Origin of the sequence: Streptomyces wedmorensis, from assembly GCF_000716445.1 — a bacterium.
Lineage (GTDB): Bacteria > Actinomycetota > Actinomycetes > Streptomycetales > Streptomycetaceae > Streptomyces > Streptomyces wedmorensis.
Genome location: NZ_JNWK01000077.1, coordinates 1 through 19,605, shown reverse-complemented (window position 1 = coordinate 19,605; position 19,605 = coordinate 1). Strand labels below are relative to the sequence as shown.

Annotated in this window: 20 protein-coding genes and 1 pseudogene; 12 read left to right on the top strand and 9 right to left on the bottom strand. The window is 70.1% G+C overall.

Annotation, left to right across the window (positions count from 1 at the left end; translation table 11 throughout):
- Window positions 1–900, top strand: coding sequence for a PadR family transcriptional regulator (locus tag OO54_RS36815; RefSeq protein WP_033211334.1), 900 nt, complete (start codon window positions 1–3; stop codon window positions 898–900).
- Window positions 901–1,004: 104 nt separating this feature from the next.
- Here OO54_RS36815 and OO54_RS36810 read toward each other — a convergent pair whose 3' ends face one another.
- The 3 genes from OO54_RS36810 to OO54_RS36800 all read right to left on the bottom strand — a co-directional run bounded on the left by OO54_RS36810 (window position 1,005) and on the right by OO54_RS36800 (window position 4,791).
- Complete coding sequence (locus tag OO54_RS36810; RefSeq protein WP_033211342.1) at window positions 1,005–2,408, bottom strand: cellulase family glycosylhydrolase; 1,404 nt, start codon at window positions 2,406–2,408, stop codon at window positions 1,005–1,007.
- A 78-nt stretch (window positions 2,409–2,486) separates the two neighbouring features.
- Window positions 2,487–3,452, bottom strand: coding sequence for a zinc-binding dehydrogenase (locus OO54_RS36805; protein WP_017236234.1), 966 nt, complete (start codon window positions 3,450–3,452; stop codon window positions 2,487–2,489).
- 130 nt (window positions 3,453–3,582) lie between these two features.
- Window positions 3,583–4,791 carry an NAD(P)-dependent malic enzyme gene (locus OO54_RS36800; RefSeq protein WP_017236235.1) on the bottom strand — a complete coding sequence of 403 codons (1,209 nt, stop codon included), beginning with the start codon at window positions 4,789–4,791 and terminating at the stop codon, window positions 3,583–3,585.
- A 536-nt stretch (window positions 4,792–5,327) separates the two neighbouring features.
- On the opposite strand from OO54_RS36800, the gene OO54_RS36795 reads away from it, so the two are divergent.
- From OO54_RS36795 to OO54_RS36785, 3 genes are read left to right on the top strand one after another with little or no spacing between them, the layout of a single operon-like run.
- Window positions 5,328–6,305: an ABC transporter substrate-binding protein gene (locus tag OO54_RS36795; RefSeq protein WP_033211333.1), complete on the top strand. Its 978-nt coding sequence runs from the start codon at window positions 5,328–5,330 to the stop codon at window positions 6,303–6,305.
- A 29-nt stretch (window positions 6,306–6,334) separates the two neighbouring features.
- Window positions 6,335–7,291, top strand: a complete 957-nt coding sequence (locus OO54_RS36790; protein WP_033211332.1) for an amino acid ABC transporter permease — start codon at window positions 6,335–6,337, stop codon at window positions 7,289–7,291.
- On the top strand, window positions 7,288–8,049 hold the full coding sequence (locus tag OO54_RS36785; RefSeq protein ID WP_033211331.1) for an amino acid ABC transporter ATP-binding protein: 762 nt from the start codon (window positions 7,288–7,290) through the stop codon (window positions 8,047–8,049). Before OO54_RS36790 ends, OO54_RS36785 begins: the two co-directional genes overlap by 4 nt.
- Before the next feature lie 72 nt (window positions 8,050–8,121).
- Here OO54_RS36785 and OO54_RS36780 read toward each other — a convergent pair whose 3' ends face one another.
- Window positions 8,122–8,871 carry a class I SAM-dependent methyltransferase gene (locus tag OO54_RS36780; protein ID WP_033211330.1) on the bottom strand — a complete coding sequence of 250 codons (750 nt, stop codon included), beginning with the start codon at window positions 8,869–8,871 and terminating at the stop codon, window positions 8,122–8,124.
- 97 nt (window positions 8,872–8,968) lie between these two features.
- On the opposite strand from OO54_RS36780, the gene OO54_RS36775 reads away from it, so the two are divergent.
- Window positions 8,969–9,598 (top strand): CGNR zinc finger domain-containing protein, encoded by a 630-nt coding sequence (locus OO54_RS36775; protein ID WP_033211329.1) that lies wholly within the window; start codon window positions 8,969–8,971, stop codon window positions 9,596–9,598.
- Here the strand turns inward: OO54_RS36775 and sodX are convergent.
- A complete protein-coding gene (gene sodX, locus OO54_RS36770; RefSeq protein ID WP_033211328.1) occupies window positions 9,502–9,936 on the bottom strand; it encodes a nickel-type superoxide dismutase maturation protease in 435 nt (144 codons plus the stop codon). The two genes, OO54_RS36775 and sodX, sit on opposite strands and share 97 nt — an antisense overlap.
- Before the next feature lie 162 nt (window positions 9,937–10,098).
- On the opposite strand from sodX, the gene sodN reads away from it, so the two are divergent.
- A complete protein-coding gene (sodN, locus tag OO54_RS36765; protein WP_017236240.1) occupies window positions 10,099–10,494 on the top strand; it encodes a superoxide dismutase, Ni in 396 nt (131 codons plus the stop codon).
- Window positions 10,495–10,501: 7 nt separating this feature from the next.
- On the opposite strand, the gene OO54_RS36760 is transcribed toward sodN, so the two are convergent.
- Both OO54_RS36760 and OO54_RS36755 read right to left on the bottom strand, forming a co-directional pair.
- Window positions 10,502–11,656: a tyrosine-type recombinase/integrase gene (locus tag OO54_RS36760; RefSeq protein ID WP_033211327.1), complete on the bottom strand. Its 1,155-nt coding sequence runs from the start codon at window positions 11,654–11,656 to the stop codon at window positions 10,502–10,504.
- 24 nt (window positions 11,657–11,680) lie between these two features.
- Window positions 11,681–12,181, bottom strand: a complete 501-nt coding sequence (locus OO54_RS36755) for a helix-turn-helix transcriptional regulator (protein ID WP_033211326.1) — start codon at window positions 12,179–12,181, stop codon at window positions 11,681–11,683.
- 121 nt (window positions 12,182–12,302) lie between these two features.
- On the opposite strand from OO54_RS36755, the gene OO54_RS36750 reads away from it, so the two are divergent.
- The 4 genes from OO54_RS36750 to OO54_RS36735 all read left to right on the top strand — a co-directional run bounded on the left by OO54_RS36750 (window position 12,303) and on the right by OO54_RS36735 (window position 16,812).
- On the top strand, window positions 12,303–12,497 hold the full coding sequence (locus OO54_RS36750; RefSeq protein WP_033211325.1) for a helix-turn-helix transcriptional regulator: 195 nt from the start codon (window positions 12,303–12,305) through the stop codon (window positions 12,495–12,497).
- 253 nt (window positions 12,498–12,750) lie between these two features.
- On the top strand, window positions 12,751–14,232 hold the full coding sequence (locus tag OO54_RS36745) for a DUF3631 domain-containing protein (RefSeq protein ID WP_418953293.1): 1,482 nt from the start codon (window positions 12,751–12,753) through the stop codon (window positions 14,230–14,232).
- 314 nt (window positions 14,233–14,546) lie between these two features.
- Window positions 14,547–15,125, top strand: a complete 579-nt coding sequence (locus OO54_RS36740; RefSeq protein ID WP_033211324.1) for a MobC domain-containing protein — start codon at window positions 14,547–14,549, stop codon at window positions 15,123–15,125.
- Entirely contained in the window at window positions 15,115–16,812 is a 1,698-nt protein-coding gene (locus OO54_RS36735; RefSeq protein ID WP_033211323.1) for a relaxase/mobilization nuclease domain-containing protein, read from the top strand. The genes OO54_RS36740 and OO54_RS36735 overlap by 11 nt, the downstream gene beginning before the upstream one ends.
- 51 nt (window positions 16,813–16,863) lie before the next feature.
- Here the strand turns inward: OO54_RS36735 and OO54_RS36730 are convergent, their stop codons facing one another.
- Together OO54_RS36730 and OO54_RS36725 are read right to left on the bottom strand one after the other, a co-directional pair.
- Window positions 16,864–17,397 (bottom strand): hypothetical protein, encoded by a 534-nt coding sequence (locus tag OO54_RS36730; protein WP_033211322.1) that lies wholly within the window; start codon window positions 17,395–17,397, stop codon window positions 16,864–16,866.
- 85 nt (window positions 17,398–17,482) lie between these two features.
- Complete coding sequence (locus OO54_RS36725; protein WP_033211340.1) at window positions 17,483–18,148, bottom strand: hypothetical protein; 666 nt, start codon at window positions 18,146–18,148, stop codon at window positions 17,483–17,485.
- A 291-nt stretch (window positions 18,149–18,439) separates the two neighbouring features.
- Between OO54_RS36725 and OO54_RS36720 the strand changes: the two genes are divergently transcribed.
- Window positions 18,440–18,979, top strand: a complete 540-nt coding sequence (locus OO54_RS36720; RefSeq protein WP_033211321.1) for a hypothetical protein — start codon at window positions 18,440–18,442, stop codon at window positions 18,977–18,979.
- Window positions 18,980–19,138: 159 nt separating this feature from the next.
- Window positions 19,139–19,605: pseudogene (locus OO54_RS36715) on the top strand (hypothetical protein); the annotation flags it as partial.

Genomic DNA, 19,605 nt, shown 5'->3' with positions numbered 1-19,605 from the left:
ATGCCGCCCGTCTTCGCCCACGGCCGCCTCCGCCTCTACCTGCTCAAGCTGCTCGACGAGGCCCCGCGCCACGGCTACGAGGTGATCCGCCTGCTGGAGGAGCGCTTCCAGGGGCTGTACGCCCCGTCGGCCGGCACGGTCTACCCGCGCCTCGCCAAGCTGGAGGCCGAAGGCCTCGTCACCCACGCCAGCGAAGGCGGGCGGAAGGTCTACTCGATCACCGACGCGGGCCGCGCCGAGCTGGCCGGGCGCGGCACCGAACTGGACGACCTGGAGCGGGAGATCCGCGAGTCGGTGTCGGAGCTGGCGGCGGAGATGCGCGAGGACGTGCGCGGCGCCGCCGGCCGGGTGCGCAGCGAGATGCGCGCGGAGGCGGGCCGGACCCGGACGGCGGACTCCTCCACGTTCGCCGACGCCAAGGAGGAGCTGCGCCGGGTCGGCCAGGAGTGGAAGGAGCAGGCCCGCGAGGCCCGCGCGGAGGCCCGCTCGGCCCGCCGCCAGGCCAAGGAGTTCCAGCGGATCGCCCAGCAGGTGCAGGAGGAGGTCCAGGACCGCTTCTCGCGGGGCGACTGGCCCAAGGGCGTCTGGGAGGGGCTCTCGGACATCACGGCCCAGCTCGGCGGTCTGGTCGCGGGCACGACCCATCCGAAGGCCGCCGCGCAGGAGCCGCCGTTCGCGACGGCTCCGGCCGCCGGCGCGCCGGACTGGGTCCGGGACGCCGAGCCGTCCGGCGACCCGGCCCGCGACCTCGACCGGCTGCTCGACCGCTTCCGCGACGAGATCCGCGACGCGGCCCGCGACCACGGCGTGAACCAGGAGCAGCTGACCGAGACCCGCCGCCATCTGTCGACGGCAGCGGTCCGCATCACCGACCTGCTGCGCCCGCGCTCGGAGGCCTGACGCCTCGGGCGGAGCGGGTGCGGTCCGGGATCACGCCGGGCGGGACCGCGCCGGACCGCACCGGACCACGCCGCACCGGACCGGATCGCGCCCGGCCGGCCGGGTCAGCCTCGGGTGGCTGTGACCGTGACGCGGGCACCGGGGGCTGCCAGGACCCAGGCCCTGCCGGGGGACTTGCGGAGGACGACCGCGGCGCCGCGGGCCGTCAGCCGCCAGGTGCCGGGCGGGAGGGAGAGCTCGGTGACGCGGGAGCCGCGCCGGCCTGAGTCGTACGACAGGCGGTAGACGCCGGCCGCCGGGTCGTAGGCGCTGGAGCGGACGGTGCCGGCGACGGCCTCGGCGTACGGCTCGGCGGTGAGCTCCTTGTTGGTGCGGAAGGTCCCGGAGCCGTCCACCGCGCAGTAGCCGCCGCCGTAGCACCACTCCCAGCCCGCCCAGCCGGAGCTGTAGCGGCCGAGCGAGGCCATGGCCTCCCGGTAGAAGCGGTTCATGTTCGGCCGGGAGTTGTCGAGCGGTCCCCACTCGCCCACCATGACGGGAACCTTGTACTCCTTGGGGTACTGGACGACGGCCTGCTCGTAGTTCTCGATCCAGCCGGCGGCCGGGTCGTAGTCGCCGCCCGCCTCCATGGCGCCGTTGTAGAAGTGCGGGGCGTAGACGACCTTCGGGTCGTCGATCCGGCCGAGGCCGGTGGGCACGCCCTCGCCCACGATGGGGGTCGGCTCGACGAACACCCAGTTGTCGTCGTCGACGGCGCGGACCGCGTCCGCGATCCGGTTGTACATGGGGGTCAGCTGGTCCCTCTCGATCCGGCGGGCCGCCGTCGCCAGGTCCTCGCCCTCGCGGAGCTCGCCCATCGGCTCGTTGATCAGGTCGTAGCCGAGGACGGCCGGGTGGTCCTCGAAGCGGTCGGCGAGCACCCGCCACATGCGGGCCTGGGCCTGCCGCAGGTCCTCGTCCTCGTACAGGTGGGTGAAGGCCCGCTGCACGGCGGGCTCGAAGTACTCGGAGAACCAGTCGTCCGGGTGCGGGGTGAAGGGCAGGCCATCGGTCCTGGTCGCCCAGGCGGGGATGCCCCGGTGGCCGAAGGCGGGTCCGAAGACGTCCTGGTGGGCGTCGAGGACGACCTTGACGTCGTGGCGCGCGGCCCAGTCCAGGACGTGCTCGATCTTCCGTAGGTACGTCCGGCTGTACTGGCCGGGGCGGGGCTCCAGGTCGTCCCAGAAGACGAGCAGCCGGGCGAAGCCGAAGCCCTTGGCCCGCATGTCGCGGAAGTGCTTCTCGGTGACGGCGGACAGGGCGGCGTCGCCGCTGTGCGCCTTGTCGCCGACGTTCCAGCCGCGCAGGGTGAGGACGCGGCCGTGCTCGTCGGTGAGGGCGGGGATGCCCGTCCCCGCCGGATCGGCCCGACCGGCCGGATCGGCGTGGGCGGCGGGATCGGCGTGGGCGGCCGTCGGGGCGAGCAGTGCGGCGACGACGGCGGCCGCGGCAAGGGTGGTTCGCGACAAGAGGACCTCCGGCACGACAAGGTGAGTGATGTTCACGTTTCGCGTGCCGGAGATCCCATCAGGATTACTGACGAGTCATCAAGAGGTCGTCAGCACGATCTTTCCGAAGAGTTCGCCGGACGCCATCCGCTCGAAGCCCTCCCGCGCCCGGTCCAGCGGCAGCACGTCGTCGACGAGCGGCCGCACGCCCGTCGCCGCGCAGAACGACAGCAGGTCCTCCAGCTCGTCCTTGGAACCCATCGTCGAGCCGACGACCTTCAGTTCCAGGAAGAAGATCCGGGTCAGCTCGGCGTGGGCGGGACGGTCGCCGCTCGTGGCGCCCGAGATGACCAGCGTGCCGCCCGGCCGGAGCGACTTCACCGAGTGCGACCAGGTGGCGGCGCCGACGGTCTCGATGACCGCGTCCACCCGCTGCGGGAGCCGCGCCCCCGGCTCGTACGCCTCGACGGCCCCGAGCTCGACGGCCCGCTTCCGCTTCGCCTCGTCGCGGCTGGTGGCGAAGACGCGCAGGCCCGCCGCCTTGCCCAGGGCGATCGCCGCGGTGGCCACGCCGCCGCCCGCGCCCTGGACGAGGACCGAGTCGCCGGGCCGCACCCCGGCGTTGGTGAACAGCATCCGGTACGCGGTCAGCCAGGCCGTGGGCAGGCAGGCGGCCTCCTCGAAGGACAGGTCCTTCGGCTTGGGCAGCACGTTCCAGCGGGGCACGGTCACCCGCTCGGCGAACGTCCCCTGATAACGCTCGGTGAGGATGGACCGCGGCTCGTCCGGGCCGACGCCGTGACCCGTCTGGCCGATCACGGAGTGCAGGACGACCTCGTTCCCGTCCTCGTCGATGCCCGCGGCGTCACAGCCGAGGATCATCGGGAGCCTTCCCTCGGGCAGCCCCACCCCACGCAGCGACCACAGGTCGTGGTGGTTGAGCGAGGCCGCCTTCACGGTCACGGTGGTCCATCCGGGCCGCACCTCGGGTTCCGGGCGTTCACCCAACTCAAGGCCGTTCAGCGGCTGGTCACGGTCGATTCGGGCAGCGTAGGCAGCGAACATGGCCCCGACCCTAGGGTCCGACGGGTGCGCGGCGGAACCACACGCCTGTGTGACACACCCCCCAGTCGCACATGAAGGGGCCCCGTCCCGCGCGATGCGGAACGGGGCCCCTTCAGGCTCAGGAGCGAGCTCAGCGGCGCGCGACGCCCTCGGCGCGGGCGGCTGCGGCGACCGCGGCCGCGACGGCCGGGGCGACCCGCTCGTCGAACGGCGACGGGATGACGCAGTCGGCGGCGAGCTGGTCGCCGACGACGTCCGCGATGGCGTTGGCCGCGGCGATCTTCATGCCCTCGGTGATCCGGGAGGCCCGGACCTGGAGCGCGCCGGCGAAGATGCCGGGGAACGCGAGGACGTTGTTGATCTGGTTCGGGTAGTCCGAACGGCCGGTCGCCACGACGGCCGCGTACTTGTGCGCGACGTCGGGGTGGACCTCGGGGTTCGGGTTGGCCATGGCGAACACGAACGCGTTCGGGGCCATGGCGGCGACGGCCGCCTCGGGGACCGTACCGCCGGACACGCCGATGAAGACGTCGGCGCCGGCGAGGGCGGTCTCCAGGGAGCCGCTCAGGCCCGCCTTGTTGGTGAGCTCGGCGATCTCGCGCTTGACGTCGGTCAGGTCCTCGCGGTCCCGGCTGACGATGCCCTTGCGGTCGGCGACGGCCACGTCGCCGAGGCCGGCCTCCAGGAGGAACTTGGCGATGGCCACGCCGGCCGCGCCCGCGCCGGAGATCACGCCGCGGAGGTCGCCGAGGGTCCGGCCGGTCAGCTTCGCCGCGTTGCGCAGGGCCGCGAGGGTGACGATCGCGGTGCCGTGCTGGTCGTCATGGAAGACCGGGATGTCGAGGCGCTCCTGGAGCTTGCGCTCGATCTCGAAGCACCGCGGCGCCGAGATGTCCTCCAGGTTGACGCCGCCGAAGGACGGGGCCAGCCGGACGACGGTCTCGACGATCTCGTCGGTGTCGGTGGTGGCGAGGGCGATCGGGACCGCGTCCACGCCGCCGAACTGCTTGAAGAGGATGGCCTTCCCCTCCATGACCGGGAGGGAGGCCTCCGGGCCGATGTCGCCGAGTCCGAGCACGGCCGTACCGTCGGTCACGACCGCGACGACCTGCGACTTCCAGGTGTAGTCGTTGACCAGCTCGGGCTGCTCGGCGATCGCGGTGCACACCTTCGCGACGCCGGGCGTGTACGCGAGGGACAGGTCGTCCTTGTCCCGGAGGGGCACGGTGGCCTGCACGGCCATCTTGCCGCCCCGGTGGAGGGCGAAGACAGGGTCGAAGGGCTCCTCGGGAGCTTCGGTACCGCTGTCATTGCGAGGATTGACGATCTCCGCTGCCATTGGGTTGACCCCTTAAGTCTGCTTCATTTGAGGGTGGCCGCTCCTGGTTGAGGAGGGGTGGGGAGGCACCGCGGCCGCCTTGTCGGGCAGCCGCTCGGGCGCGCCGCACAACGCGCCCTGAGCCCCGGATGAGGGGTGTAAGGATCCTTCTTACCGGACAGACGGCACCGCAGACGAGTCCATAACCTCTCGGTGACACGACTCATACCGAGTGCATCCGGACACGGACGGAGAACGACACGTCACCCGATGTCCCGATAGATGCTCACCGCACCCGAATGGCCGACTTCGGCTCGTCCGAATGGCGAGATCAACCGGAGATTTTCCGGAGAACGGGAAGGGATTCCGCAGAAGGTCCGGCCTTGATGTACCGGCCTGTCTCGATTCGGGGGTCACCCGTTACCCGATTTTGACATCACTGGCCGTCGGTTTGAGGCGGTCCGAATGGCAAGATGCCGTAATCACACGAGGTCGCGGCACTCGAAGACGCGTACGCGACCTACTGGCAACTCCCAAAACGCCGGAGGAACCCGACCATGACCGCACGCTCCACGCGCTGTACGACCGTCGCCAAGACCCGCACTTCCCGTCTTGCCGCGGTCGCCGCCATCGCGGTCGCCGGCTCCATGCTGCTGACCGCCTGTGGCGACCAGACCGAGGGCGGCTCGACGCCCGAGGGCGGCACGAAGACCGGCGCGGCCTCCACGGCCCCGCTCTTCTCCAAGCTGCCCGCGGACATCCAGAAGGCCGGCGTCATCAAGGTCGGCACGGACGCCACCTACGCCCCGATGGAGTTCAAGCAGGGCGCGACGATCGTCGGTGTCGACCCCGACATCGCCGCGGCGCTCTCCAAGCAGCTCGGCGTGAAGTTCCAGTTCGAGAGCGGCACGTTCGACACGCTGCTCACGGCCCTGCCGACCGGCCGCACCGACATCGTCATGTCCTCGATGACCGACACCAAGGCCCGCCAGGAGGGCCTGGACGACAAGGGCCAGAAGACCGGCACCGGCGTCGACTTCGTCGACTACTTCACCGCCTCCACCGGCATCCTGGTGAAGAAGGGCAACCCCGAGAACATCAAGTCGCTCGACGACCTGTGCGGCAAGAAGCTCGCGGTCCAGCGCGGCACCACGTACGAGCAGGCCGCCAAGGACCAGGCCGAGAAGTGCAAGAAGGACGGCAAGCCCGCCCTCACCTTCGAGTCCTTCCCGACCGACGCCGAGGCCCAGACCCGCGTCAAGGCGGGCGGCGCCGTCGCCGACCTGAACGACTCCCCGGTCGCCGCGTACATCGCGCAGACCGCGGGCGGCGGCAACGACTTCGAGGCCATCGCGAACAAGACCGACGCCGGTCTCTTCGGCATCGCCGTCGACAAGAAGAACACCCAGCTCCGTGATGCCCTGAAGGAGGCCCTGGACGCGGCCATCAAGGACGGCTCCTACAAGGCCGCCCTCGACAAGTGGAACGCCGGTGACGGCGCGATCCCCGCGGCCAAGATCAACGGCGGCTCCTGACTTCCCGGCACCACTGAAGGGCAGTCGTTGTGACTGACAAGTTCGACAAAGACAAGGTCGACAAGGTTCCCGCCGGGGCGTCCCCCGCCCCGACGGAGATCCCGCCGGAGGCCATCAAGGCCATTCCGGTCCGCCACTACGGTCGCTGGGTCGCCGGTGTCGTCGTGGTGGCACTGCTGGTGCTGCTCGGCGTCGCGTTCTCCCAGGGCGACGTCCGCTGGGCGACCGTTCCCGAGAAGCTGTTCGACCCCAGCATCCTCGAAGGCCTGGGGAACACGGTCCTGATCAGCGTCGCCTCCATGGCGCTGGGTCTGGTGCTCGGCGTGGTCTTCGCCGTCATGCGCCTGTCCAAGAACCCGGTGACGAGCACCGTCGCCTGGCTCTACATCTGGATCTTCCGCGGCACCCCGGTCTACGTGCAGCTGCTGATCTGGTTCAACCTCGCCCTGATCTTCCCGATCTTCAACATCGGGTTCTACAAGGACGAGATGACCGATGTCATGACCCCCTTCCTGGCCGCCCTGCTGGGTCTCGGCCTCAACGAGGGCGCGTACATGGCGGAGATCGTCCGGGCCGGCATCCAGTCGGTCGACGAGGGCCAGACGGAGGCGTCGCACGCGCTGGGCATGAGCCAGGCGAAGACGATGCGCCGCGTGGTGCTCCCCCAGTCGATGCGGGTGATCATCCCGCCGACGGGCAACGAGTTCATCAACATGCTGAAGACCTCGTCGCTGGTCGTGGCCGTGCAGTATCCCGACCTGCTGCGGGCCGCGCAGGACATCGCCTCGACCTCGTTCGCGGTGATGGAGATGTTCTTCGTCGCGTCGATCTGGTACCTGATCCTGACCTCGGTGTTCAGCGTCGGCCAGTTCTACCTGGAGCGGCACTACGCCCGCGGGTCGCTGCGCTCCCTGCCGCCCACCCCGTGGCAGAAGGTCAAGGCGAACCTCGCCCGATTCTCCAACCGTGAGGCGGTGACCCGATGACCGCCATGGTGAAGGCCGAGGGCGTCCACAAGTCGTACGGCGCCGCGCACATCCTCAGGGGCATCGACCTGGAGGTGCAGAACGGCGAGGTGTTCTGCCTGATCGGCCCGTCCGGTTCCGGCAAGTCGACCTTCCTCCGGTGCATCAACCACCTGGAGAAGATCAACGCCGGCCGGCTGTCCGTCGACGGCCAGCTGGTGGGCTACCGCCAGAAGGGCGACAAGCTCTACGAGCTGAAGGACTCCGAGATCGCCGCCCAGCGCCGCGACATCGGCATGGTCTTCCAGCGCTTCAACCTCTTCCCGCACATGACGGCCCTGGCCAACGTCATGGAGGCCCCGATCCAGGTCAAGGGCGAGACCAAGGCGGTGGCGCGCGAGCGCGCCGAGCGCCTGCTCGACCGGGTCGGCCTGCGGGACAAGGCGGGGAACTACCCCTCGCAGCTCTCCGGCGGCCAGCAGCAGCGCGTCGCCATCGCCCGTGCTCTGGCGATGGAGCCGAAGCTGATGCTCTTCGACGAGCCGACGTCGGCGCTCGACCCGGAGCTGGTCGGCGACGTCCTCGACGTCATGCGGGACCTGGCCGAGTCGGGCATGACGATGGTCGTCGTCACGCACGAGATGGGCTTCGCCCGTGAGGTCGGCGACTCGCTGGTCTTCATGGACGGCGGCGTCGTGGTCGAGTCGGGCAACCCGCGGGACGTCCTGACCAACCCGCAGCACGACCGGACGAAGGCGTTCCTGTCCAAGGTGCTGTAAGGCACGCGCGAAGGGGCGGTACGGGTCACCCGTACCGCCCCTTCGCCGTGTCCGGCGCGTTCCCGCGCGCGGCTACTTCACGGCGAGGAGGAGGGTGTCCGAGGGCGAGGCCCAGACCGGGCGCGCCTCGGCGAAGCCGGCGGCGCGGAGGGCGTCGGCGTGCCAGCGCGCGGAGGGCGTGTCGCCGTCGGCGTGCTCGCCGTAGATCTCGAAGCGGCGGGCGGTGGGTCCGGCGAGGGCCGGGTCCGCCGCGGCGGCGGCCCACCACTCGGCCCAGTCCTGGGCGCCGGCGGCCTTGGCCCGGTCCATGGCGGCGTGCCGGTGGGCGCGCTCGGCGGCGTTGATGCGGGGGGTGGTCTCGTCGATCATGTGGTCGGCGTTCATGAAGACGCCGCCGTCCCGGACGAGACCGGAGAGCCGGCCGTAGAGGGCCGTCAGCGGCTCGCTGTGGAGCCAGTGGAGGGCGGTGGCGGTCAGGACGGCGTCGTACGTGTCATGGGGCAGCAGCGCGGTCCATGCGGGGTCCTTGAGGTCGGCGGCCACGAGGGTGACGCGCTCGTCGCCGGCGAAGTGCCCTTCGGCGATGGCCAGGAGGGCCGGGTCGAGATCCACTCCAGTGCTGGTGGAATCGGGGAACCTACGGAGCAGCCGATCCGTGATACTTCCCGTACCGCAGGCGAGGTCGAGCACGCGGGGCTTCGGTCCCACGACCGCTTCGACCATGTCGAGCATCACGCGGAACCGCTCCTCGCGGTCCGGCATGTACCACTCCTGCTGACGGTCCCAGCTCCGCTGCCAGGCCGCCCAGTCGGTTCCGGTCATCGCCGTACCCTCCCCGCTCCTTCGTAATACCCTCGAAGGGGACATAGGCATTACCCCTCACGACCGAGACCCTAGCCCGCCAGAGTAAGGACTACAAGTGGAACTGGCCTATTACTCGGACTATGCCGTGCGTCTGGTCAACACCGAGGAGCCGGCCCGCAACAAGGACACCCTGACCTCCGTCGAGGTGATCCGGGAGCTCTTCGGCCCGGCCACCCAGATGGCCCGGCGGGTCACCGACTCGGACGTCACCCGCTTCCGGTCGGTACGCGCCCGGCTGCGGGCGGTCTTCGCCGCGGCCGACGAGGGCGACCACACGGGCGCCGTCGACCTGCTGAACTCGCTCCTCCTGGAGTTCCCGGTCAGCCCCCAGATCTCCGGCCACGACCTGCTCGACGACGACGGCCGCCCCCGCTGGCACATGCACCTCGCCGACCACCCCTCGAACCCCACCGCGGGCTACGCGGCGATCGCGGCGATGGGTCTCGCCTTCCACCTCACCGAGTTCGGCGCCGACCGGCTCGGCCTCTGCCAGGCCCCGCCCTGCCGCAACGCCTACCTCGACACCTCCACCAACCGCTCCCGGCGCTACTGCTCCGACCGCTGCGCCACCCGCGCCAACGTCGCCGCCTACCGGGCCCGCAAGCGCCTGGAGGCCGAGCGGTCGGACCACACCGGCCTCACCGCCGAGACGAGCCAGGAGAGCGTCACCACGGCCGACCGCTGACGCCCCGGCGTCACCGGCCGGTACCGCGCCCGCACCCGCCCGAGGACCAGCTCGGGCGGTACGGCCCCGAAGACCCGGCTGTCCCCCTCGGTGGCCGGGTTGTCCCCCAGCACCCACCAGCCGCCGTCGCGTCGCTCGATCAGCCGCTTCACGATGAGCAGATCCTGCTGGAGCGGATGCCGCAGGACCGCCACGCACCCGGGCCGCAAGCGCCCGCCGTAGTGCACGAACAGCCGGTCCCCGTGGAGCAGCGTCGGCACCATCGACACCCCCGTCACCTCGGCGATTCCGAACGGAGCCTCGGTCTCCGCCACCCGTTCCCGCCCCGATTCCCTCATCCGGCACCTCCCGGTCCGCCCGCGCGTCCGCTCGTCCACTCGTACACGAGTCCCATGGTGACCCTGGACTTTTGACCTAAGCCCCAGGGGGCGCCCGCGAAAACGCCCTTCTCACCGAGTAATGTCCCACCTGAGAAGACGATCACGAGGAAGGACGGCTCAATGCTCTCCCGCCTGTTTGCCCCCAAGGTGACGGTCAGCGCCCACTGCGACCTCCCCTGCGGCGTGTACGACCCCGCCCAGGCCCGCATCGAGGCCGAGTCGGTCAAGGCTGTCCAGGAGAAGTACCAGGCCAACGAGGACGCGCACTTCCGCGCCCGCGCCACGGTCATCAAGGAGCAGCGCGCGGAGCTCGCCAAGCACCACGTCTCGGTGCTCTGGAGCGACTACTTCAAGGCCCCGCACTTCGAGAAGTACCCCGAGCTCAACCAGCTGGTCAACGACACCCTGAAGGCCCTCTCGGCCGCCAAGGCGTCCACCGACCCGAAGACGGGCGAGAAGGCGCTGGAGCTCATCGCCGAGATCGACCGCATCTTCTGGGAGACCAAGAAGGCTTGATCTCTGGTTAGGCGTTCTGACCTGCGGTTTCGCGGGCCATGTCGCCTACCTGTCCGCACCCGGTCCGCAGGCCGCCGAGCACGGCGTCCATGACGGCCCGGGTGCGGTCTTCTTCTCCGGGCCACAAGTGCGCGTAGATCCGCAGCGTGATGACGGCGGACGCGTGCCCGAGGACGAGCTGCACCTGCTTGACGCTCGCGCCGCCGGCGATGAGCGCGGAGGCATAGAAATGCCGCAGGTCGTGGGTGACCATGTGCGGCAGCTCGACGGCCTTACGGCCTTCTCGCTCGGCGGCCCCATTCTCGGCCGCCTGGAGCGCCTTGCGAGCCCCGTTCCACTCGGTCTTCCACCGCCGGTAGTTGAGCGGCTCGCCCTCCTCCATGGTGAACAGCCACTCCTTGGAGGGCCGTGCGGCGAGATGCGCGAGGAGCGCGTCGGTGACGACCTCGCCGACCGGGACCGTCCGCCGGGACTTGGCGGTCTTCGGCGGGCCGATCTTCCCGGACTGAAGCCGCTGCCGGTCGACCCGGATGGCGCCAGCCTTGAAGTCGACGTCCGACACCTTCAGGCCGAGCAGTTCACCGATGCGCAGCCCTGATCCGGCGAGGGTGACGATCGCCGCGCGGATGTATGGCGGCATCACCCGTGCCATCGCCTCGACCTGCTCGACCGTGGGCGGGGTGACCTCCTCGTCCGGCATGGCCGGGAGGGTGATCCGGCGGCACGGGCTGGAGGCGAGGACCTTGTCGTCCACGGCCGCCGTCATGACGCGTACGAGGACGTCGTAGACGTTCCGCACGCTGCCGGGGCCGAGCTGGTCGGAGAGGTGCTTGAAGAGCACCTGGATGTCGTTGCGGCGTATCGCCGCCATGGAGCGGGCCCCCAGCGCCGGTACGAGGTGGAGCCGGAGCGCGTTGTCGGTGATGCGCTCGCCCGCCTCACTGGCGATGAGCGAGCCCTCCCACTTCTCGGCGTACTTCTCGAAGGTGACGCGGCCGGCGCGGGGATCGACGTACTGGCCAGTGACCATGCTGGCCGTGACCTCGTCGAGCCATCGCTGGGCGTCGAGCTTCCGCTCGAAGTGGCGAGCGTGCTCCTTGCCGTCGAGATCGCGGTAGCGGGCCCGCCATTTACCGTTGGGGCGCTTTTGGATGTTGGCCAAGTGGCCTCTCCTTCGTGTCGGTTGTCAGTAGTGACCCCCGTCCTCGATGTCGTTGCTGAGCGTGCGAGCGTCGCGCTCGTCGCCCATGAGGCGGAGGCATTGCTCGTGGATGGCCCGCGAGCTGTCGGGGTGGGCCTTGATGTGGTCGGCGATGGCGACCACGGCGTGATGGAGACGGTCTCGTGCGTCGCGGGTCTCGTAGAACGCCTCGACGGCCTCTTGGACGAGGCGCCGGCTGGCGATGTCGAGCCCTTCCAGGGGCGGTGACATGAGCTCTTCGAGGGGGAGCTCGAAGACGCGGGTGAAGGCGAGGGCCTCGTCGAGGTTGATACGCCGACGGGGGGTGCCGTTCTCGATGCGCCAGACCGCCGTCTGGTTCATCTTGACGCCGGCTCTGGTCACCCGCTCGGCCAGCTCGGTCGTGCTCCACCCTCTGACCTCGCGCTCCAGGGCCACGCGCGCGGCCACGTTCCCTTCGCTGTAGAGCAGCGGCACCTCGCCACCTTCGGGCCTGTCGCCTGCCATCGAACCTCCATCATCACCGTCGCTATCCAAATTGAAACACGGGCTTCCCGATTTGGGTAACCGGGGATCGTCGGGTACAACTCTATGCAGATCGAATCGCCACCTAGCCGAATGGGAATGCATGCGATACCTGACCACCGCCGAGGTCGCCGAGCGCTACCGCACAGCCGAGAGCACCGTCCGCTACTGGCGCCAGATCATGAAGGGGCCGCGCGGCATCAAGGTCGGCAAGCGGGTGCTCTACCCCGAGGCCGAGCTGCTGCGCTACGAACGCACGCTGATCGCCGGCCAGGAGGAATGGGGCCTGGCCTCGTGAGCCACCGACAGCCCCGGACACAGCAACGGCCCCCGGCGCGCCAACGCCGAGGGCCGGAGATTCCCCTGCACGCCGCCCATCCCTGAACGAACGAACCGGTGAGGGGCGGGACCTTGCACGTCCCGTCCCTCACCTGAGAGGAACGTCGATGGAGGACTCTACGTCCCCCGCCACCTCGAACACATCCGACAAGGTCATCTGGCCTGCCGCTGCGGTCCCCGGCCAGGGCATCCCGTGGCACCGTCCGGACCGAATGGACAGCCGGTCCACCTCTCCGGGGACCGGTGACCGACCGGACCGTGCCGCTGGTCCGGTCGGTCCGGGACCGGACCGACCCGCGACCGAAACCCGGACCGGAGTTCCGGTCAACCCGGACCGTGGACCCGGTCCGGAAGCCGAGGACCGGGCGGAGAATTACGGTCAGTCGGCTGGCGAACCCGGACCGCCGGTCCGGGTTGACCACGGTGCTGCGGGGACGGTCCCCGAACCCGGACCGGGGACTCGGGACCGCGAACGTGCCAGCCTCACAGCGGACGGGGACCAGGACGGGACCGTCGTACTGGACGACCTGCGCGCCGCGATCGGCAGGTACGTCGTACTGCCGAGCGAGGAGGCCCTGACCGCAGTCACCTTGTGGGTGGCGGCCTCCCACATCCAGCCCGCCCTCCAGCACGCGCCACGGCTGGCGGTGGTGGGGCCGACCAAGGGATGCGGCAAGTCCCGTGTCCTGGACGTGCTCCACGAGACCGTGTCCCGGCCGATGATGACCGTGAACACCTCGCCGGCGGTGGTCTTCCGGATCATCGGCGAGGACCCGCCGACGCTGCTGGTGGACGAGGCCGACACCATCTTCGGCCCCAAGGCCGGCGACAAGGAGGACCTCCGGGGCCTGCTGAACGCCGGACACCAGCGCAACCGCCCCGCCTGGCGGATCTCCGGCCCGGAACACAAGCCCACCGCGTTCCCCACCTTCGCCATGGCCGCGCTGGCCGGCATCGGCGACCTGCCGGACACGATCATGGACCGCGCCGTCGTGCTCCGCATGCAGAAGCGCAAGCCCGGCGAGAAGGTCGCCCCCTTCCGGTCCCGGCACTCCGTCCCGGAACTGAACGCGCTGCGCGACCGACTGGCCGCATGGCTGACCCCACTGCGCGAGACAGCGCACCGACTGGTGCCACCGATGCCGGTCGAAGACCGAGCCGCGGACACCTGGGAGCCCCTAGTCATCGTCGCCGACCTGGCCGGCGGCCACTGGCCCGCCCAGGCCCGCGCCGCCTGCCTGGCGATGACGCGCAACGAGGTGGTCCAGGACGAGCAGACGACGCTGAAGACGCGGCTGCTCCGGGACATCCGCCGCGTCTTCGAGCAACACGGCGACACGGAGGCGCTGCGCAGCCACGACCTGCTCGCCGCCCTCCTTCAGGACGCCGAGGCGCCGTGGGCCGAGTACGGAACGAAGGGCCTGAACGCCTACCACCTGGCCAACCTGCTGCGCGACTTCGGCATCAGCCCGGCCAACCACCGCTTCGAGAACGGCCGACAGGCCAAGGCGTACGCCCGCAACCAGTTCCTCGACGCCTGGGCCCGCTATTGCCCCGACCCCGCCCAACCGGCACCCGCAGCAGCGGAGACCGTTCCCGCACGTCGAGCCCAGGGTAAGCCGCCCACCCCTCCGTCCGGGACGCTGCCCATCGGCCCGCCCGGTGGGCCTGCGGGCCCCAGGCCCACGCGCTGACACCAGGTCCGTATCCATCCGTCGCATCCGTCCCCGCGCAGGTCAGTGCGGGGACGGAGTTCCTTGCCGATACGGATCACTCCGTACCTGCGACCGCCTCCGTACCTGTCCTGACCAGCTACGGGACGGCTGCAACGGACGTGACGAAGCCCCACCCCACACGACCACCGGAGCCCACCATGCCCGAAACGAGCACCGACAACTCCCCCACCCGCCGCCGAAAGAAGCTCTTCGGCCTGACCCGCCGATCAGCAGCAAGCTGGAGCGAACGAGCCTCTAACGAGGCTTCGTCCGCGCTTGCCCCCGCCCCAGGGGTGGCGGAGGAGAAGGCCGAACGCCAGGGGGCGCCCGAGCCGGAGGAGGGCATAGCCGAGACCGGCTGCCCGCCCGCAACAGACGCCGTCGCCCCTCCCGCCCAGCCGCCGGCCGATGACCAACCGCCGCCCGTCGAGCAGCCCTCCTGGCGGGACCTCGACGCCCCCGTCCTACCCGCGCTGATGAACCGCAAGCGCACGGTGGAGAAGCGCGACCAGGAGAAGACCATCCGCTTCACCCGGACTGCGGTCGGTGTGATCAGCGCCGCCGCTCACCAGCGCGGTCAGAGGTTCGCCGGATTCGTCGGGGACGCCGCGCTGGCCGTCGCCCTGGGCAAGGCGGGGCTGGTCGGCAGCCCGGAGGACGACCCGGTCCGCCCGCTGATCGAGGCCGTCGAGGCACAGACGGTCGCGCTGAACCGCATCGGCGGCAACCTCAACCAGATCACCGCGGCCATCCACCAAGGAACGGTGCCCGAGCGTGCCGAGGCGGTGCTGGACCGCGTCGAGCAAGCGGCCGAGAGCAGCTACCGGCTGATCGACCAGCTCCTGGCGGAAGGCACCGCGCATGGTTCCTGACGTCTCCATCGGTTCCGACTCCCGCGGACTGATCGTCTACCTCTTCGGCCCCGGCCGCCGCGACGAACACACCGACCCGCACATCGTCGCCGCCTGGGACATGGCCGGCGCCCCGGACCCCGGCCGCGACCCGGCAGCCACCTACACCCAGCTCGCCAAGCGCCTCGACATCCACGTCGACCTGCGCACCCGCGAACTGGGCGGCAAGAAACCACCCCAGCACGTCTGGCACTGCCCGGTCCGTACCGCGCCCGGCGACCGCTACCTCACCGACGCCGAGTGGGCCGAAGTCGCCCGCCGCATCGTGCACGCCACCGGCATCGCCCCTGACGGAGACGAGAAGGCATGCCGGTGGATCGCCGTGCGCCACGCCGACGACCACATCCACCTCATGGCCACCACCGTCCGCGCCGACGGACGCCGCCCGCGCACCCACCGCGACGGGCAGCGGGCCCAAGCAGAGTGCCGCAAGATCGAGGCCGAGTTCGGCCTGCGCCGCCTGAAGCCCGGCGACCTCACCGCCCCACCCACACCGACCGGCGCCGAACGCGCCAAGGCCGAGCGCCAGGGCCAGACGGTCACGGCACGCCACTGGCTGCGCGAGCAGGCGTACGCGGTCGCCGCCGCTGTACACAACGAGGCCGACTACTTCACCGTGCTGCAGTCCCTCGGCATCAAGATCAAGACCCGCCTCGGCCCCGAGACCGGTGACGTCATCGGCTACAGCCTCGCCGCCCCCGGCGACACCAACGCGGCCGGCGAACCCGTCTGGTACGGCGGCTCCAAACTCGCCCCCGACCTCTCCATCAACCGCCTACGCGAACGCCTCCCCGTCCAGGAGGCGGCCGACCACCCCCGGTATGTGGCAGACCCCGCCGACCCATGGCGTCAGGCCACCACCGCCATACACACGGCGCACTCCGTCCTCGACTCCGGTGACGATGCCGCCGCCCAAGGGCACCTGGCCGGCTTCGGCGATGCCCTGTACAACATCGCCAGCGCCACGACCGGCCCGCACCGGGCGGAACTACGAGCGGCGGCGATGGCGTTCAACCGCGCCCGCCGCTCCACCACCCGCGCCAACCACCAGGCCGCCACCGCCCTACGCAAGGCCGCCAAGGAACTCGCCTACGCCTCCAACGAGCCGGGCGGGCTCGCCATCGCCCTGCTCTTCGCCACCATGCATCTGGCCCGCGCCGCCGCCAAGTGGCACGAGCAGCGCGGCCACGAACAGCAGGCCGCTGCGGCCGAGGAAGCCCTCCGCCACCTACAGGCGGGCTTCCAGCAGGCCGCCCCACCCGTCCTGGCGGACCTGACCCGCCGCGCACCGCGAGCCGCAACCACCCGCCGCTTTGAGCAGGACGTGCGCGCGGCCCTCCCCGACCACGCCGACCGAATCCTCGCCGACCCTACTTGGACCGCCCTGACCACAACCCTCGCCCAAGCCGAAACCGCCGGCCACAACCCCCGACGCCTCCTGGCCGAGGTGGGCACCCAGCGGGAACTCGACAGCGCGGAACGCCCCGCCGAGGTCCTCAACTGGCGCATCACCGCTGAGCCGAACCGGCGGACGCAAGCGGCTCGCAGCCGAGGCTTCATCAGCGGAACGTCGTCCATGTCCGCCACGCCGCGCCCTCCGGCCACACCAGTGGCCACGAGGCCCGAGGAGCGCAGTCGGCACCGCTGACACCGGTCAGATGCCCTCGCCACACGTCGTGGCGGGGGCATCGGGTCGGGTTCAACGGCAAAGCTTCATGATGGTGTCGTCGAAGTCGGGAAACTCTCGTGTGGCCTGCGCGGTGATCGCCGCTGCCGACGCGCGGCGGTCCGGAGCGAATTGCTCGGCGATGGCCGCCAGGTCGCGATTGACCTGTGGAGCCCAATCGGGCTCGGGCTCATACGAGGTTGCTGCTTCCCACGGGCCGAAGCCGTCTGCCAGCAGCCACAGGAAGTCACCAAGATCGCGAGCGACGACGCCTGTCTCCCCTTCGGAGCCCAGAAAGACAACGGGCTGCTCTACCAGTTCCCGACCTGGACGAACCAGCCAGAACGCCGCGTTCCCGCCGGTGCCATCCTGGCCGAATACGCGGAAGTCGTCGCCGTCCAGCTCGCCGTTGCCGGTCCACGCGCGGAACCACTCGGTGGTCTCATCGGCACTCAGGAAGGACTCGTAGGGTTCGAAGTCGACACCGTCCTCGCCAATGCATGCGAGCCGGACCGCCATGGCAGCGGCAAGCACGGTGGGGAACTGGCGATCTCCGTTCGCGGTCATGCGACGACAGTAGCGATCGGTTCGGGCTTGGCAGCACCGCCTGCTCCATATCCACCCCGAGCCGAGATGAGGTTAAACGACAAGGTCAGCCATCGTCGTCCACGCCTCCTCGCAGTCCCCACTCATCGAGGCCGGAGTAGATCACTGCGATGCGGCCTTTGGGGAAGTCGAGTGCCGTGGCCTCCCCGCTATAGAGGGCTACCAGCGAGTCGGGCCCTCTCCACCAGGTGTCAGCCAGGCCCATCACCTCGCGCACCGGCGCATAGCCGTTCAGGTCGATGCCATCGACGTCATCGCCGACAAGCTTGGTGACCTGCTTTGCCCACATGGATGCGTGGTGAGTCAAGGCGAGCGCTTCCACCCAGCCCTCGATGGTTGCGTGGAGGGGTGCCCACCTCTCTGCATGGATACCGAACTCACCAGACGGACTGATCATGAATGAGTAGGGGACTGCGGTCCGCTGCATCCCGGCTTCGAACCACCACCCTGCCGAGTCTGCTTCGGGCGAGTCCGGATCGAGGTACTTGGGGCCTCCGTCGTACTGCGGTGCGGGTGGCAAGAGCAGACCGCCCCATCGCTCTTGGTAGGCCGCCATTCGATCGATCACCGCTGCTGGGATGTCCCGCTCAAGCCACCACTGCCTGTGCCCCTCAACAGGGCGAACGTCGACCTTGACGCCATGCGCGGCGACAAAGGATCGCGCTCGTCGGGTCAGGCCGTCGGGCACATCGTTGATGAGGTGAAGATTCACCCGAGGGACGCTACCCAGTAGCCGTGGGGAGAGCATGCCCGGGCCAGCCTTCGTACCCAGAAGCGGCTCTCCCCCGGTCCACGCCCTATCCCGCCCGTCTGAGCATCCGAAACTGCCGATAGACGCCAGCGGACAAGCCCCCGCGCTCCTCCGCGGTCGACCCACCGCCACCTGCCCGGCCGGGCACTGACACCAGCCGGTCTTCCGGTATCCGCACGCACTGCAACATCGCAGTGCAATAGTTCTGCGACCTGATCAACACACCCAAACCCGCCACACTTCGGAGCCATCATGCGTAAGCCCGCCCTGTCCGCTGCCGCGGTCGTCATCGCCTTCACAGCCGTGACGGCGTGCGGGTCAGGGAGCGATCCGAAGAACGACCAGCCGAACAACACCCCGGCTGCAACCGCTGGCGTCCCGACCAAGCCGGCAGCGAAGGAGCTCACCGCCAGCGACGCCTTCAAGGTCCTTTCCGGCAAGGTCGCGTCCGCCAAGCTCTCGGGCGTTGTCACCGAGGACGACGACCCGAACCATCTCCTCGGCCGCCCCAACCAGTACACCAGCAAGGTCACGTTCACGGACTCCCGCATCAAGGCCGACGACGTCGCCGGCGCGGAGCCCGGCAGCGTCGGGCTCGGCGGAGCGATCGAGGTCTTCACGACCGCAGCCGACTCCCAGGCTCGCGCCGACTACATCCAGAACGTCACCAAGGGCATGCCCATGCTTGCCGAGTACGACTTTGTCAGCGGCACCGTGCTCATCCGCGTCAGCCACTACCTCACCCCGACCCAGGCCGCTGACTACAAGGCCGTTGCCGCCGCCCTCGGGTAGGCGCCATCACGCTGGCGGACCTGCCAATCGCTCTCCTCCGGGCGGACACTGCAGGGAGCCCGAACGGCGCCGAGGTCGTCGCAGCGAATACGCGATGAGGTAGCGGACTGCAACAACCTCCTGGCAGGTGCGGCCGTACCGCTCACTACGCTGGCAGGCGTGAACACGCCGTCGACCCCACGCCTGACCCTGGAAGCCTCCCGCGCCCTGCAAGGGATGCTTCGAACCGAGATCGGTCCGGGTCTCACCGAGCAAGAGCTCGACGCGGTCGAGGCGCGGTTCGGCTTCACCTTCTCGGCGGATCACCGGGTCTTCCTCGCCGCCGGGCTCCCGCGGGGCTCGTCGCGGTGGCCCGACTGGCGCGACGGCGACCCCGAGGAACTGGCCGGGCGGCTGGCGTGGCCGGTGGACGGGGTGCTCTTCGACGTGGAGCGCAATGGGTTCTGGCATCCCGTCTGGCCGTCCAGGCCGGCGGAGAAATCCGAGGCACTGCGCGTCGCCAGGACCGAGCTGGAGAGCGTGCCGCAGCTAGGTCCTGTCCGGCCGATCAAGGCCGGCCCTAGGGGTTCTGCAAGGATGCTGGGATGCAGCACCTGCCGGATGACCCGTCGCTCCTGCCCGCCCCG